Here is a 15,519-nt window from a genome sequence, read left to right as displayed (position 1 = left end):
GTTAAGCGTAGATAAGAGCCGTTAGGCGCCGAGGTAGCCCCAAATCAGCATCGCGCTGGCGTAGATGACCCCGAGGTAGATTAGGATCAGCACCATGTAGCCCATCACATCACGTAACTTCAAGCCGGAGATGGCTAACACCGGCAGGATCCAGAACGGCTGAACCATGTTGCTCCATTGGTCACCAATTTGGACGGCCAGCGCCGTGGCTGCCTGGGAAGCACCAAGTTCTGTGGCGGCTTGAACCATAACAGGACCTTGGACAGCCCATTGGCCGCCACCGGATGGTGCCAGCAGGTTGATGATGGCGCCGCTGATGAATGACCAGATAGGCAAGGTTTGCGCACTGGAGATATCAACAAAGGTATTGGCGAACGAAACCACCAGCCCCGACCCCACGAGAATTCCCATGATCCCCGCGTAGAAAGGGTATTGCACGATGATGCCAGAGACGATACGAATCCCATCCGTCAAAGCGGCTAGGTAGTTGGCAGGCGAGGCAAATAGCAATATCCCCAAAAACAAGAAGGCGAAATTGACGGTATTGAGGTTCAGCGAACCGCCATCTAATGCATACAGTGCAATATACAGCATGCCTAGCGCGCCAATGCCAATGCCCACTAATTTGCTGCGATTCAAGCGTTCGGCGATGGTGGTTTTTGTGTCGTTGGGAAGCGGAGCGACGGAGGGCTTGGCTACCGTGGTTGGGTCGATTTCGACGATATCTTTGGCTTGCTTGGGATGCAGCCAGGCATTGAAGAACGGAAGAGTGAGAAGAATAAGGGCGCTGGTGATCAAAAGAATGGGCGAGAAAATTGTTTCGCTCAGTGGGATTAATCCAATCGTATCCTGAAGAAAGTGTCCTTCGGTGGCGATCAGTAGCGGCACGCTGCCAGACAGGCCGATACCATAAAGAGCAAAGCCAGAATACGCCGCAGCGATCACTAATGGGTAATGTAAGCCCTTTACGTTAAGCGCCAATTTCTGGGCGACTATACCGCCGATGACCAAGCCGAAGCCCCAGTTGAGCCAGCTACCGATACCTCCCACCAGAGTGGCAACAACAATCGCGACGAAGGGCGTTGTAACGCGTGCTGCGACGCGGTTGAGTGCGCCGTCAACTAAGGGCGTTTTGGCCAGGATGTAGCCCGCTAGGAGGATGACCGTCATTTGCATGCTGAAGGCCAGCAAGTCCCAGAAACCATCGCCCCAATATCGCACTGCATTCAAGGGACTGGTGCCCTGCATTAGCACTGCCAGGAGCATTGTGAGCATGGTTAGAAGGATAGCGATGACGAGAGGATCGGGCATATAGCGGTTAACGAGCCGGGTGAAGAAATTTGCCAGCGCATTCATAGGAAGCCCTCTTATTGTCGGCGTGTCTGTCATTGGCTATTGTGTACGCATAGCGTACATAAGTTCGTTTTTCGTGAGTGATCTTTGACCTAAGACCAACTTTATTCAATGCGACATTTGTCTAGCACTTGTATGGTCTCAAGCTAGGCGAAGGAGGAAATACTGATGCAGGACGGTTCATTGCAAGCTGCTGTGGTAGGTGCGGGAACCATGGGCACTACGCTGGCCAAGTTAATGGCGACGCATGGTGTCAAGGTCACTGTGGTTGATACCAACCCGCAAGTATTGGAAGCCAGTCGCTTGAGTGTGGGGGAGAGTGCTGCAGTTATTTGCTTTACCACGAATTTGGAGGTGGCGAAGAGTGCCGATTTTGTCATCGAGAGCGTGACAGAAGACGTCGCGATTAAGCGAAAGGTCGTGGCGCAAATCGAGTCTGAAGTAGCCGATACTTGTATCATCGTGACCAATACATCGGGTATTCCGATTGATGACATCGGAAGTGCCATGCGGGTGCCGCAACGGTTCCTGGGGACGCACTTCTTTAATCCGGCGGATATCATACCTGCCGTGGAAGTGGTGCCAGGCAGCCATACCGAGGCGGCAGTAGTGAAAAAGGTATGCGGTTGGCTAAAGCGTTGGGGGAAACGCCCCGCGGTACTGAATACCTGTGTACCTGGCTTCGTCGCTAACCGGATCCAGCATGCGGTGATGCGTGAATGCCTCTCCCTGTTGGAAAAAGGGGTAGTGGAGGCCGAAGCGCTGGATGATATCGTGCAGTACTCTATCGGTGTGCGTATGGCGTTGAACGGCCCATTATGTCAGCGCGACCTTAACGGGTTGGACACCCATCTGAATATCGCCCATTACCTCTATGCGGATCTCGAAGCACGTCAGCAACCTGCCGCTCTGCTTGAAGAGTACGTTGCCCAAGGTCGTCTAGGTGCCAAGGCTGGGCAAGGTTTCTACCAGTGGAGTGATGAGACGCGGACCCAGCACCAGGCCCGGGAGCGGGAAAACCTGCAACGTATCATTGAAATCGCTACCCAACATGCCGGTGGAGACAAGTTATGAATCAGCCTCGCTGGAAGAAACGTCCTGAAGGTAGCAATTGGGGCGAGTTTGGCCCTGACGATCAACTGGGGCGAGTCAATCTGATCGATACCGAGCAGGTGCTCAAAGGTGTTAAGGAAGTTCACGAAGGGGTGACATTCTGCTTGTCGTTACCTCTGGATATCCCCGGTGGAAAGGTATTGAACCCCCGTCGCTCGCCTCCGAAGCTAACTCCGACAGCCTTGGGTGATGACCAGTACATCAACTTCCCTCTGGCGACTCATAGCCCCGCGCTGCATGACGTTATCAGTGATGATCAAGTTCAGCTATCGTTGCAGTACTCTACGCAGTGGGACTCCCTGGCTCATGTGGGCGCTTTGTTCGATGGCGATGGTGATGGCACGCCGGAACGCCGCTACTACAACGGCTACCTGGCCGAGCAGGATGTGCTCGATCTGAGCGGAGAGTCGGCCCAATGGCACGACTCCTATGCTAGACGACTGGGAATCGAGACACTGGCGGCACATGGCATGCAGGGCCGAGCCGTATTAGTCGATCTGGTGAGAGTTTTCGGTGCAGGAAGAACGTTAGTAGGGCACCTGGAGTTGATGGATGCGCTAAAACAGCTAAACGTGGTGGTGGAGCGCGGCGATATGCTGGTATTGCGCACAGGGTTCGCCGAGGCGTTGTTGGATATGCAAGGGACGCCGCAGCCCGAGGTATTGAAAAATACCGGGGCAGTGCTTGATGGCAGTGATTCGGCCTTGCTGGAGTGGATCACTGACAGCGGCATTGCGGCGATCTGTGCGGATAATTATGCGGTAGAAAACTTGGATCGTGAGTTGGCGCCGAGCTGTTGCTCTAAACTTCCATTGCACCATCATTGCCTGTTCAAACTCGGATTGCCGCTGGCGGAGTTATGGTATCTGAAAGATTTAGCAGAATGGTTGCATAGCCGTCAGCGCAACCGGTTCTTGCTAACGGCGCCACCACTTCGGCTGCCAGGTGCCATTGGCTCGCCGGTGACACCAGTGGCAACCGCATAGTGATAAGTTTGCCGCTGTGCTGGAGGGCGTTAGAGATACCTCCGACAATGGGCGTGCTTACACCTGGATGATAAGCTCTTGGGCCTGATCAATTCGACCGTTGAGGCAAACTCACAGTGAGCAGAAAGATTTGGCTGTATGCGCTGGTTCTGGCCTCTTTAATCGTGCTGAGCCTTTTGGGGTTATGGTGGTTATGGCATTGGCAATACAGCCACGCCGAAGCGGATGCCCAACGTCACGCGAATACTCGTCTAGCGCTCTACACCAGTAGTCTGCAAGGCGCGCTTGAGCGCTTTACCTATCTGCCTGACTTACTGGCCCAGCAGCCTTTAGTCCAGGCTGCCCTGCGCGAACCCAGTGAGCTATTGCTATCTCCTGTTAATCAGCACTTGGCTGAGGTCGCTGAGCGTTCGGGCGCTGACGCCATTTTTCTGATGAATGAGCAAGGCGTCACCCTGGCCAGCAGCAACTATGAACTCGAGCAAAGTTTCATTGGCCACGATTATCACTTCCGCCCCTATTTTTACGATGCCATGCAGAGTGGTAGCGGTGAATTCTTTGCGATCGGTGATACAACCGGACAGCCGGGTTATTTCACCTCTTATGTCGTTACTTTTGGCGACGATACTGTCTCTGCGGGTGTCCTGGTGGTTAAGGTCTCACTGGAAGCGCTTCAAGAGGATTGGCGTCGAGCACAAGAAAACGTCATTTTGTCGGATGCCAATGGCGTTGTGATACTTTCTAGCCGCGAGCAGTGGCGGTTTCAGCACATTGATGGGCTTCCTGATGATGCATTGGCGCAGATTAGTGCCCAACGTCAATTTCTCGATAAACCGCTTTCCCCTCTCGGCCAGCGCCTGCATGACGATACACTGGTAATAGGCAACCAAGCACAAGGAGGAGGCGAGCGTTTTCTGGTCGCTTCCCTGCCGCTTTCTACCCTGGGTTGGTCGATGCATTATCTTAGCCCAGTGCGCCCACTTTATATCAGTGCTCGCAACGTACTCCTGGCGGGCTTAGTCACGCTTTCCGCTCTTTTGTTGTTTGGCTTGTGGTTGCGTGAACGCCAAAAACGCCAACACATGCGTGATGCTCAGGCGAAAATCATCCAACAAACCAATATTCGCTTGGAAGAACGTGTCCAGGAACGCACCCAGGCTTTAGAGGATGCGCAAGCTGAACTGGTCCAAGCGGGTAAGTTGGCCGCCTTGGGGACCATGGCAGCAGGCATTGCCCATGAGCTTAATCAACCTCTTTCAGGCATACGCACTTATGCTGCCAACGGTGAGCGGTTGTTGGCGCTCGGCCGTCAGGAAATGGCAGGCGACAACTTCCAGCGTATTCAGGTATTGAGCAAACGTCTCGCTCGGTTAATCGAGCAGCTAAAGCTGTTTGCTCGCAAGGGCGAGAGCCAGGAGGGTGTGGATCTTCCGGCCAGCCTGAACTTCGTACTAGAACTACTGGAGGAGCGTTTCCAGCAGCAAAAAGTGCGTTTGGAGCGTGACGGTGATTGGCAGCAGTCGCTCTGGGTGCGCGGCGATGACGTTCGCCTGGAGCAGTTGCTCACCAACCTGCTGCGTAATGCGCTGGATGCTTTGAATGAGATACCCAATGGCGTCATTCGTCTTCATGTTGAGGTAACGACGGAGCAAGTGCGGTTGACGGTCCATGACAATGGCCCTGGCTTGCCTCAAGAGGTGATCGAGCAGATGTTCGACCCATTCTTTACGACTAAACCGGTTGGGGAAGGCTTAGGGCTGGGGCTGTTTATTAGCTACGGCATTGCTCAGGATCTTGGCGGTAAACTCAGCGCTGGTAATCACCCTGCTGGGGGCGCTTGGTTTTGTCTGACATTACCGCATGGTGAGGAGACACCTTCATGACGCACGCACCTTCTAGCACCTTAGCTCGGCTACCGGCTGCTTCTCTGCCCGTCTGGCTAGTGGACGATGAAGCCGATGTCCGTGACTCTCTTAGCCAATGGTTGGAGGTGTCGGGATTAGAGGTTCACACGTTTTCACGCGCCGGTAAGGCGCTGAATGCACTTCAAAACGGCCAGCCGTGCGGTGTCGTCGTCAGTGATATCAAGATGCCCGAGATGGATGGCTTGGCCTTGTTTGCCGCCGTGCAAGCACTCGATACGCCGCCCCCGGTGATTCTGATCACGGGCCACGGTGATGTCCCCATGGCGGTTGCTGCGATTCAGCAGGGGGCCTGGGACTTTGTGCAAAAGCCCTTCGATCCTGAACGCCTTGAGGAGTGTGTACGACGAGCACTAGAGCATCGGGCCCTGGCGCTGGAAAACTTGCAGTTACAGCAGGCATTACGGAATAACTATTTAAGCACGCGCCTGCTTGGCGATTCTGCACTGATGCAACTACTGCGGCGCCAAGTGGAAAACTTAGCTGCTAGCCGCGCCAACGTGGTTATCAATGGTGAAACGGGCAGCGGCAAGGAAGTCGTGGCTCGCGCCTTGCATGACTTTGGCAGCGGTAGCCAAGGCGCTTTTGTGGCGTTGAACTGTGGCGCCATGAACAGTGAATTAATTGAATCAGAGCTGTTCGGGCATGAAAAAGGTGCCTTTACCGGGGCGGGAGAGCGACGTATAGGCCTGCTGGAAACCGCTAGCCACGGCACCCTCTTTTTGGATGAAATAGAGTCACTGCCACTGTCTGCCCAGGTTAAGCTATTGCGCGCACTGCAGGAAGGTGAAATTACCCGGCTAGGCAGCAACCAGGTTATTCACCTCCATCTTCGGGTCGTGGCGGCCAGTAAAGAGAACTTGCTGGAAATGGTCTCGCAAGGAGATTTTCGCGAGGATCTTTATTATCGTCTGGCGATTGCTGAGCTGGCGATTCCTCCCTTGCGTGAGCGCCGCGAAGATATTCCCTTACTGTTTCGTCACTTCTGCCATCAAGCCGCTGATGTTCACGAAAGGCCGCTACGCGAACCCACCACAGAACTGCTGACTGCCCTCGGCAATCATCGGTGGCCTGGAAACCTCCGCGAGCTGCGCAATATTGCCACGCGCTTTATTCTTGGGCTGGATCTGCCCTGGCAAAGCTCGCCTATGCCGCCAAATCAAGCGTCTGCACTCTCTGTGCGTATGGAAGTATTTGAGGCTACCGTCTTGAAAGAAGCGCTACAGCGCCATAATGGCAATATTCAAGCGGTACTCGATGAACTCGACCTGCCTCGCCGTACACTCAATCAGAAAATGCAGCGTCACCAGTTACGCCGCGAAGACTTTCTCGCGACCTAAACGATTGATTCAAGAGTTAATGCGCTAGGGCTGATTCATCGGCCATTTTTTGCCGATGAGGGCAAAAACCATCGGCGAAAAATGGCCGATGGTCGTTCAGGCGCCTTCGCCTTTTGTCGTAGAGGTGAAATCATAATTTATTGATTTTTATGGCTTTGTTTAAAGTTGGCTAGCTTCTCGCTCTATTGGGGAAGGAGTAGTGATTACTCCAACAATTCCAATAAGCTGGGAGCAACACCATGCTGAAACGCCAATTTCTTAAAACCGCTCTTTGTCTCGCTACCGCCGCTGCATTCGGCGTCAGTGTCTCCGCTGTTACCGCCCAGGACTCTCCCCAGGACGGACAATACATCATGGGCACCGCCACCACCGGTGGCACGTTCTATCCGGTAGGCGTCGCACTTTCTACACTGATACGTGTCAAGCTCGAGCCTACTCACGGCATCTCCGTTTCCGCCATCAGCTCGGCGGGTTCAGCGGAAAACTTGCGCCTGATGGATGATGATCAGGCTCAATTCGGCATTCTGCAAGCGCTCTACGGCGCCTGGGCATGGTCCGGTGAGGGGCCGGTGCCCAAAGCCTATGACAACGTACGCTCAGTTTCCATGTTGTGGCAGAACGTGGAGCACTTTGTGATGCGCGACGCTCTTGTCGATACTGGCACCATCGATGACTTGGCCCAGCTATACGGGCGCGGTTTCTCCATTGGTGCGCGTAATTCCGGTACCGAAGGCTCTGGTCGGCAAATTCTTGCCGGTCTGGATATTGATCCGGAGCAGATGGATATTGCCTACCTGGGCTACAGTGCCAGCGCTGATTCCATGCAGAACGGCAATATAGACGGTATGAACATACCGGCAGGCGTTCCGGCCTCCGCCGTGACCAGTGCCTATGCCAATATGGGCGATGACATTACTACCCTGGACGTGACCGCTGAGCAACTTGAACGCATTAACAGCCAGTACCCAGTGTGGAGTGCTTTCGAAATTCCCGCCGACACTTACCCTGGTCAGGACTCCCCGATCAATACCATTTCCCAGCCCAACATTCTGGTGGTTAACGCCGATGTTCCTGAAGAGCATGTGTATCAAATAACCAAAGCCATGTTCGAGAACCTGCCGTTTCTGAATAACATTCACCCTGCAACGCGTGACATGGCTCTGGAGAAAGCGCTCGACGGTCTGCCGATGCCACTGCATGCCGGTGCCGCGCGCTATTTCCAAGAACAAGGCATTGAAATTCCGGAACATCTTCTCGAAGGCTGAAGGCCTATCGTCCTGCATCTGCCTGGCATAAGCCGGGCGGATGGCCTCCCTATGCCTTACTTAGTTTTATGAGGTACACCATGAGTCATTCGACACCTGATACGGTGCGCGATGAATCCGCAAGCAGCGCTGCAGAGCGCCTTGAGCACCCCTGGCTTGGGCGGATTCTGAGCTTGCTCGCCATCGTCGTTGCTTTCTCACATATCTATTTCAATACCCTGGGCACTGTCTCAGAGATTTGGGTTAGTGCATTACACTTCGGTATGTTCGGCCTGTTGTGTGCGCTTTCCGTGCCTATGTTCAAAGCGCGCTCGGCTAGTGGTCAGCGCCTATTACTCGCCGTTGATGTGTGTCTTGGTCTAGCCGCCCTAGGCTGTGCGTTCTATTTAATCGGTTTCGAGGATGCGCTTTATGCCCGTGGGGTACGCTTTTCCCTGGCTGACTGGATCGTGTCGATTACTGCCTTAGGGTTGGTACTTGAGTTCGCCCGCCGGACTACCGGCTGGTTTATCCCGCTGCTATGTATCATTGCGCTGACGTACGTTGCCTGGTGGGGGCGCTATGTCGGCGGGGTGTTCAATTTCCCCGGGCTGAACTGGGAAACCGTGCTGTTTCGCAGCTTCCTCGGCGGTGACGGCATGCTGGGCTCGATTGCCCGGATTTCCTGGTCTTACGTTTTCATGTTCATTCTCTTTGGCGCCTTCCTGGTACGTTCGGGTGCTGGAGAGTTCATCATCGAGCTGGCACGTTGTGCCGCGGGTCGCTTTGTTGGTGGCCCGGGGTTTGTAGCGGTATTCGCTTCAGGGCTTATGGGGTCGGTCTCTGGCTCCAGCGTGGCCAATACAGTCTCCACCGGTGTGATCACTATTCCCCTAATGCGTAAGGCCGGTTTTCCACCGCGTTTTGCGGCTGGCGTTGAAGCCGCAGCTTCAACTGGGGGCCAGCTTATGCCCCCCGTCATGGGAGCGGGTGCCTTTATCATGGCCTCTTACACCCAGGTCTCGTATCTCACCATCATTGGTGTCGCTGCGCTTCCTGCTCTGCTGTACTTCCTCTCGGTGGCCATGTTCGTGCGCATTGAAGCCAAGCGTAGCGGTGCCCAGAAGGTAGAGATGGAACAGGCTCCTAGGCTGATTGACGTACTGAAGGGCGGTTGGCACTACCTGCTGCCACTTGTGATACTGGTAGTCGCCCTTGTCAATGGCTTCACCCCCACCTACGCTGCCGGTATCGCTATCGTATCGGTGGTCGTTGCTTCCTGGCTATCACGTTCACCCATGAAGCTTCAGGCAATCATCGACGCCCTGGTGCTGGGCACCCGCAATATGGTTTCCACCGCCATTCTACTGCTGACGGTTGGTTTGATCGTCAATGTGGTGTCGACGACCGGCATTGGTAACATCTTTTCGTTGATGATCTCAGACTGGGCGGGCGGCAGCCTGTTAATCACCATTGTGTTGATCGCGCTGGCCTCTCTTATACTGGGAATGGGGTTGCCGGTGACGGCCGCTTACATCGTATTGGGCACGCTATCGGCACCTGCGTTGTATGGTTTGATGGCGGAAAGCCAGCTGTTAGAGCTGATTATGGCCGGTGATTTGCCCGAGCAGGCACGGGCGATCTTTATGCTTGCCGCGCCAGATGCCTTGGAAGCGCTGAATGCCCCGATGGACGCTGCCAGTGCCCAACAACTACTGGCCGTGGTGCCGGACGATTTCCGTTCACAACTCTACGAGCAGGCGCTTTCGTCGCACACGATATCGATGATGCTGGTGGCGGCGCACATGGTGATTTTCTGGCTATCTCAGGACTCCAATGTGACTCCGCCAGTATGCCTTACCGCCTTCGCTGCGGCGGCTATCGCCAAAACGCCGCCTATGCGTACTGGTTTTACCGCCTGGAAAATTGCCAAGGGCCTCTACATCATTCCCTTGCTGTTTGTGTGGTCGCCAATGATCACCGGGACGCCGACCGAAATGCTGGTGGTGTTCGCCTTCGCGTTGTTCGGTATTTACGCCATTATCGCAGGGCTGGAAGGCTATCTGGAAAGCGAGTTGCCCTGGTGGCTGCGCCTAGCCATGTTCCCCATTGGTGCTTTAATGCTGTGGCCCCATGGAAACTTACTGCTGGATTTCTTGGGCTTGGCACTGTTTCTGATGACGCTGGTGTGGAGCGCCAGACGTGACCGCCATGTGGCGCATACAATGGCCTGATACTAGGCGAGTATAAAGGGGGCCGCCCTCTTATAAATAGCGCTCAAATAAATGCCGCCATCAAAAGATGGCGGCATTTCAATGTAATGTCTTAATCAAGGTGGGTGATGGGTTGTCGGTCTGGGTCAATATGCCAAGGCAGGCCGAGGCGTGTATTGCGCTCTAGCTCAGCAATGACTTGTGCGCCCAGCAATAAAATGATGGCACCGACTTCCAGGCTGATCAGCACAATGATCAGCGTTGCTAGGGATCCGTAAACGGCGTTGACGAACGAGAGGTGAGTGAAATAGTAAACCAGTAGCAGCCGCACGCCTTCCCACAGCAGCGCCGCGATAAAGCCGCCGATGATCGCTCGGCGCAACGCGATACGCACCACCGGTAGCACCTTATAGATAGCGCTAAACAATAAGAAAACCCCAGCAAAACTGAATAAGTTAAGGACTGGTTCGGAAAACCCTGCAAACGGCAGTTGCCGCTCAAAGAGCGCCATCATCAGCGTATTGAGCGAGCTGGCCAGGGTGACTACCAGCGTTAAGGCCAGCAGCCCCGCCCCTAGCACTAACATGAAAGCGTACGGCAGCATCACCGATACCCACACACTGCGCTTGATATGGGGGCTTTCTGGCGCATGGAAGATAATCGCCAAGGCATCTTCGAGCATGCGAAAGGCGAAGGAGCTGAAGAGCAGTAGAATGGGTAAGCTAAGAATGCCGATGACGTCGCGAGACTCCAGCAGGCTGCGGACAGCATCCATCAACACTTCGGCATGGGCCGGTGCTAGGTGGCGCGCTTGTACAGCAAGAACGCTGAGTAAATGCTGTTGATCCACCACTTTTGTTAACAGCACAACCAATACTGCAAATAGCGGCACGATGGAGAGCAAAATGTTGTAACCCACCCCACCGGCAAGCAGGATGCCGCGATTTTTCAGGAAATGACACACGACACGCCAGGCAAAATGAGCCAGCCGTGGCAGCAGCAGAAGTAAGGCATTGAGTGCCGTTTGGTTGCGCCCCATCGTTTGCCATTCTCCTTGTGCGCCAATGCTATGCCTTGGCGGTGTGATTGTTCAGTGACAACAAGCGCCAGTGGATAGACTGACGCACAGACCGGCAAAATGATAGGCAATGATCGGCGTTGTTCGACAGAGTCAATTGCCCGACATCTGATTTATCGCGTGAAAATGGTTGTGTCTCATTTAGTGAGATGAACTCGCGAATTTGTCTTGCTATGTTCTAGCTCACCTAGACAAATAACGATAAACATAATGCCGGTAAATGAAAACATCACCTCATCAGGCCCCAGCACGCTCGTTCACGCCATGCAGATACTGCAAATTACCGCACGTGGTGGCCACCGCGGTGCGAGTGTCGACGATTATCTGAATGAGCTGAGTTTCAGCCGTCCTACGCTCTATCGGTTGTTAAAAGGTCTCAAGCAGCAAGGGTTTTTACGCTCTTCCCCCATTCGTGGGCGTTACCTGCTGGGCTATGAGTTGCTAGTGCTTGGTGCTCAGGCGGGCAATGGCGCTGGATTGCGAGATTTGGCTCGACCGAGGCTGCTGGCGTTGGCACAACGCTGGGGAGACAGTTTCTATCTGTTCGCCCGCGATGGTATCTACGCGGTTTGCCTGGAAGTACAGAACGGTGCTTATCCGGTGGGCAGTTTCGTTAGGGCGACGGGAGGGCGCTTGCCGCTGGGTGTCGGCCAAGCGTCGATTGCCTTGCTCGCGTATCTCGGTGCGGATGAGCGAGGCGAGATTCTCGACCACAACGCGACACGATTGCGGGATGATTACGCGATTGCCACCGCCGATGTCGAAGCCGAAATTAACCATCTACTAACACATGGCTACGCCCGTGGCGTTGAAGGTTCTCTACTCCCGGAATACTGCGGCTTAGCCATTCCCATCCTCGACCATAGTGGCCACCCCTTGGGAGCCATGAGTTGCTCAATGCTCAAATCTCGCATGACGACGGCCCATAAGTTGGAGGTACTCCAAGGCATGCAAGAGGAAGTCGCCGCTATGGTTAATCAGGCCCACGGCCTGCTGTATCTGGATTAAATCGTCATGTCACAACCCACGCATCCATCCCATCAGCGCCTGTGCGGCTGGAACGCCTGGCTTCCAGAGCGCCAGCCGACCCCCGCCTTGCGTGGCCAAACTGAGGCGGATGTCGTCATCATCGGGGCCGGTTACACCGGCTTCGCGGCAGCTACGGCCTGGCAGCAGGCGCGGCCTGAAGACCGCATCAAAATTCTTGAAGCCGACCAAGTGGGTGAAGGTAGCCCTGGGCGTAACTCTGGTTTCATGCTGGAAATCGCTTTAGCCAATGATGCTCGCCCCGAAGAACTTGAGCGCATGGAGACACTGAACGCATTAAGCCGACAAACCATGGCGCTACTGCGCGAGCGGGTCGAACGGCTGGGAATTGACTGCCAACTCGAACGTAGCGGCACTTATCGAGCTGCCCGCAGTGCGATAGGCCAGCGCGCCTTGGCCCAGTATGAAGCTTTTCTTAACGCTGCAGGCCTTTCTTACCAGACCTTGAGCGCTAGCCAACTGGCTGAGCGAATTGGCACGCGCTACTACACACAGGGTATTTATTCACCGGACTGTTATCTCGTTCAGCCTGCAGCATTGATTGTTGGTTTAGCGGATTCATTGGAAACCGGAATCGAACTGCATGAGCACTCTCCCGCGACTCAAATCAAGCCTGATGGCAAAAAGTGGCGTGTCACTACACCCGAGGGTGAAGTAACGGCTGGACAGGTAATCCTGGCCAATAACGCGTTTTCTAGGGCCTTGGGCGCAGACCCTTCGCGGCTAACCGCTATTTATACCTATGCCGCTATTACCGAGCCTTTGCCTGGGCTTGAACGACAACGCATTGCTGCGACGACCTGGGGACTGCTACCCGCACATCGCTTGGGTTGTACGCTGCGCACCACCGCCGATGGGCGCTTGATGATTCGTTCGCGTTACAGCTATGAACGCGAAGCCGATAACGCCCGTATTGAGGCTGAACTGAAAGCGAGCCTTGAGGAGCGCTATCCCGAACTCACCCCTGTGCGCTTCGACAAGGTCTGGGGAGGGACCACCGGGCTGACCTATAACGGTGCGCCACTCTGGGGGGAAATCCAGCCCGGTTTGTATGTGTCAGCGGGGTGCAATGGCGGGGGTATCGTCAAGGGTACCTTCCTTGGCGATGCTTTGGCGCGCCATGCCATGGGCCAGCCGGTCGAAAATATAGCGTCGTTATTCGGCAAGGCTAGCTGGATGCCGCCCGATCCCGTGCGTCGGTTGGGTTTCTACCTGACCAGTGAAATGGAGCGCCGTAAGGCAAAGCAAGAAACTTGATCCCCACTCACCATTATAAAAAGAGAGATGACAATGGATCCTCAAGATCATATTGGACTGCTGTCCATCATGCCGGCGGCGTTGGCTATTGTGCTGGCATTTATTACCCGCAACACCGTTTTCTCGCTGGCAGTCGCCTGTTTCGTTGGGGTGATTACCCTGGGCAATGGCTTGATGGGCTTTCCCACGCTATTAAAGGAAACCCTGGGCACCACCAGTTTCTCCTGGATACTGCTGTTGGAGCTTTTCATCGGCACAGTGATCGCGTTCTTCCAACGCACAGGGGCGATTCAGAACTTTACCGCCTGGGTGGAACGCCGTGCTTTATCGCGAGTGCGGGTTCAGTTGATCGCCTGGGTGATGGGCATGTTCGTTTTCTTCAGCGACTATTTCAGTCCCTTGTTTGTCGGTAGCACCATGCGCGGTCTGACGGATCGCTATCGGGTGTCGCGGGAGAAGCTGGCGTATATCGCGGACTCCACTTCCGCCCCGGTGAGTGTGATGGTTCCGATTACTGGCTGGGCGGTGTTTATTTCTGGCTTGCTGATTGGCATGGGACCCATCGAAAATGCTGCTCAGGCGATGGGCGTGTTTCTACATGCGGTTCCCTTTAACCTCTATGCATGGCTCTCGGTGCTGGTCGTGGGTCTGGTCATTGTCGGTGTTATTCCACTGTTTGGACCGATGCGTGAAGCTGAGCGTCGCGCTCAGGAAGAGGGCAAAGTACTGCGTGATGGGGCTGAGCCGCTGGTGGGCGAGGAGCTGACAGAAATTCCGCCTTATGACGGTGCGCGTACCAACCTATTCTGGAATTTTTTCGCCCCGGTGCTGGTGGTGATCGGCGTTGCTGTAGGCACCTTTATCGTGATGGACTCGGCCAAGACCATGGAAGCATTTCTGGCGGCTGCGGTGTTTCTCGGTATCGTTATGCGCCTTCAGGGCATTCCCTTCAACGACATTATGAAAACCTCGATGGCCGGGATGAAGGGAGTAATGCCAGCCATTATTATTCTGGCGTTAGCTTATTCGCTGAATCAGCTTTCCAAAGACATGGGTACGGCCAGCTATATCGTTGAAGCCACCGGTGGCTGGCTGACGCCGGCATTACTACCAGCGATGACATTTCTGATCGCTGCCGTTATCGCCTTTTCGACCGGCACCTCTTGGGGCACCTTCGCTATCATGATGCCGCTGGCCGTGCCGCTCGCGTTCAACTTTAGCGGCGATATGATTACACCGCTGGTATATGCCACGGTGGCGGCTGTAGCGGGTGGCGGTGTGTTCGGGGATCACTGCTCGCCGTTGTCGGATACCTCAGTGCTTGCCTCAACAGGGGCTGCTTCTGACCATATCGACCATATCAAGACGCAAATTCCCTTTGCGCTAGCCGTTGCCATACTCTCCTTGGCTGCTTACCTTTTGCTCGGCCTCACGCTATAAGCGATAAGCCCTGCGATAGACAGCCAGAGGCGGTTATCGCAGGGCTTAAATAGGGAGCTGAGATGGCTAGATTAGCCGATGCATACATTACCTTCTTGGTCTTCAAACACCGGTATTGCGTCAAGTTTACCGAAGGCGCCCGTTAAACAGTTGCCTGTTTTAATATCAAACGCTGCGCCATGGGCACTGCATAGCAAACGGCTTCTATCTGACGAAATAATACTCTCTGACCGGTAGTTTAAAGGTAAATACTGGTGGGGGCAGGCATTGACGTAGCAATAAACAGAACCATTTATGCGCGTTACAATGACGGGGAAAGATTCATCATTACTAATAACTTCCATGCAGTGTGCATTGCCTTCTTCTATAAGATTAGAAGGGCAAATAATAGCCCCCTCTTGGGGGGCGTTTGCATAGTTACGCCAAGCGTCTTGCACAGTGTTTCCTTTTCGTCAGCGCTAATTATGTTATTAAGCGTTTTTGCTAAGTGCCTGATCTTAAGTTTTCGTGTAACGTTGGAGTCTGA

General features: G+C 54.4%; 12 protein-coding genes. 9 read left to right on the top strand and 3 right to left on the bottom strand.

Translation table 11 applies throughout. From position 1 onward, the window contains the following. Window positions 1-21 precede the first annotated feature (21 nt). A complete protein-coding gene (locus INT19_RS13070; protein WP_193061096.1) occupies window positions 22-1,356 on the bottom strand; it encodes a short-chain fatty acid transporter in 1,335 nt (444 codons plus the stop codon). A 165-nt stretch (window positions 1,357-1,521) separates the two neighbouring features. Between INT19_RS13070 and INT19_RS13065 the strand changes: the two genes are divergently transcribed. The 6 genes from INT19_RS13065 to INT19_RS13040 all read left to right on the top strand — a co-directional run bounded on the left by INT19_RS13065 (window position 1,522) and on the right by INT19_RS13040 (window position 10,192). Next, the gene (locus INT19_RS13065) at window positions 1,522-2,427 is read left to right on the top strand and encodes a 3-hydroxyacyl-CoA dehydrogenase NAD-binding domain-containing protein (RefSeq protein ID WP_193061095.1); all 906 of its coding nucleotides are present in this window, start codon (window positions 1,522-1,524) and stop codon (window positions 2,425-2,427) included. Next, window positions 2,424-3,452 carry a cyclase family protein gene (locus INT19_RS13060; protein WP_193061094.1) on the top strand — a complete coding sequence of 343 codons (1,029 nt, stop codon included), beginning with the start codon at window positions 2,424-2,426 and terminating at the stop codon, window positions 3,450-3,452. Before INT19_RS13065 ends, INT19_RS13060 begins: the two co-directional genes overlap by 4 nt. A 116-nt stretch (window positions 3,453-3,568) precedes the next feature. Further along, window positions 3,569-5,335, top strand: coding sequence for a sensor histidine kinase (locus INT19_RS13055; RefSeq protein WP_193061093.1), 1,767 nt, complete (start codon window positions 3,569-3,571; stop codon window positions 5,333-5,335). Next, window positions 5,332-6,714: a sigma-54-dependent transcriptional regulator gene (locus INT19_RS13050; RefSeq protein WP_193061092.1), complete on the top strand. Its 1,383-nt coding sequence runs from the start codon at window positions 5,332-5,334 to the stop codon at window positions 6,712-6,714. Before INT19_RS13055 ends, INT19_RS13050 begins: the two co-directional genes overlap by 4 nt. Before the next feature lie 239 nt (window positions 6,715-6,953). After that, complete coding sequence (locus INT19_RS13045; RefSeq protein ID WP_193061091.1) at window positions 6,954-7,979, top strand: TAXI family TRAP transporter solute-binding subunit; 1,026 nt, start codon at window positions 6,954-6,956, stop codon at window positions 7,977-7,979. 80 nt (window positions 7,980-8,059) lie between these two features. Then, window positions 8,060-10,192: a TRAP transporter permease gene (locus INT19_RS13040; RefSeq protein WP_193061090.1), complete on the top strand. Its 2,133-nt coding sequence runs from the start codon at window positions 8,060-8,062 to the stop codon at window positions 10,190-10,192. Between the two features lie 91 nt (window positions 10,193-10,283). Here INT19_RS13040 and INT19_RS13035 read toward each other — a convergent pair whose 3' ends face one another. Further along, window positions 10,284-11,210, bottom strand: a complete 927-nt coding sequence (locus INT19_RS13035) for a YihY/virulence factor BrkB family protein (protein WP_193061089.1) — start codon at window positions 11,208-11,210, stop codon at window positions 10,284-10,286. Window positions 11,211-11,459: 249 nt separating this feature from the next. Between INT19_RS13035 and INT19_RS13030 the strand changes: the two genes are divergently transcribed. The 3 genes from INT19_RS13030 to INT19_RS13020 are packed head-to-tail and all read left to right on the top strand — an operon-like array spanning window position 11,460 to window position 14,993. After that, window positions 11,460-12,257 (top strand): IclR family transcriptional regulator, encoded by a 798-nt coding sequence (locus INT19_RS13030; RefSeq protein ID WP_226912830.1) that lies wholly within the window; start codon window positions 11,460-11,462, stop codon window positions 12,255-12,257. Window positions 12,258-12,263: 6 nt separating this feature from the next. Next, window positions 12,264-13,553 (top strand): NAD(P)/FAD-dependent oxidoreductase, encoded by a 1,290-nt coding sequence (locus tag INT19_RS13025; protein ID WP_193061087.1) that lies wholly within the window; start codon window positions 12,264-12,266, stop codon window positions 13,551-13,553. A 33-nt stretch (window positions 13,554-13,586) separates the two neighbouring features. After that, window positions 13,587-14,993 carry a Na+/H+ antiporter NhaC family protein gene (locus INT19_RS13020; protein WP_193061086.1) on the top strand — a complete coding sequence of 469 codons (1,407 nt, stop codon included), beginning with the start codon at window positions 13,587-13,589 and terminating at the stop codon, window positions 14,991-14,993. A 71-nt stretch (window positions 14,994-15,064) separates the two neighbouring features. On the opposite strand, the gene INT19_RS13015 is transcribed toward INT19_RS13020, so the two are convergent. After that, complete coding sequence (locus tag INT19_RS13015) at window positions 15,065-15,430, bottom strand: Rieske (2Fe-2S) protein (RefSeq protein ID WP_193061085.1); 366 nt, start codon at window positions 15,428-15,430, stop codon at window positions 15,065-15,067. Window positions 15,431-15,519: the final 89 nt, after the last annotated feature.

It is taken from the genome of Halomonas sp. 3A7M (genome assembly GCF_014897875.1).
In the GTDB taxonomy this organism is placed as follows: domain Bacteria; phylum Pseudomonadota; class Gammaproteobacteria; order Pseudomonadales; family Halomonadaceae; genus Vreelandella.
This window is presented reverse-complemented; position numbering and strand designations above follow the sequence as displayed.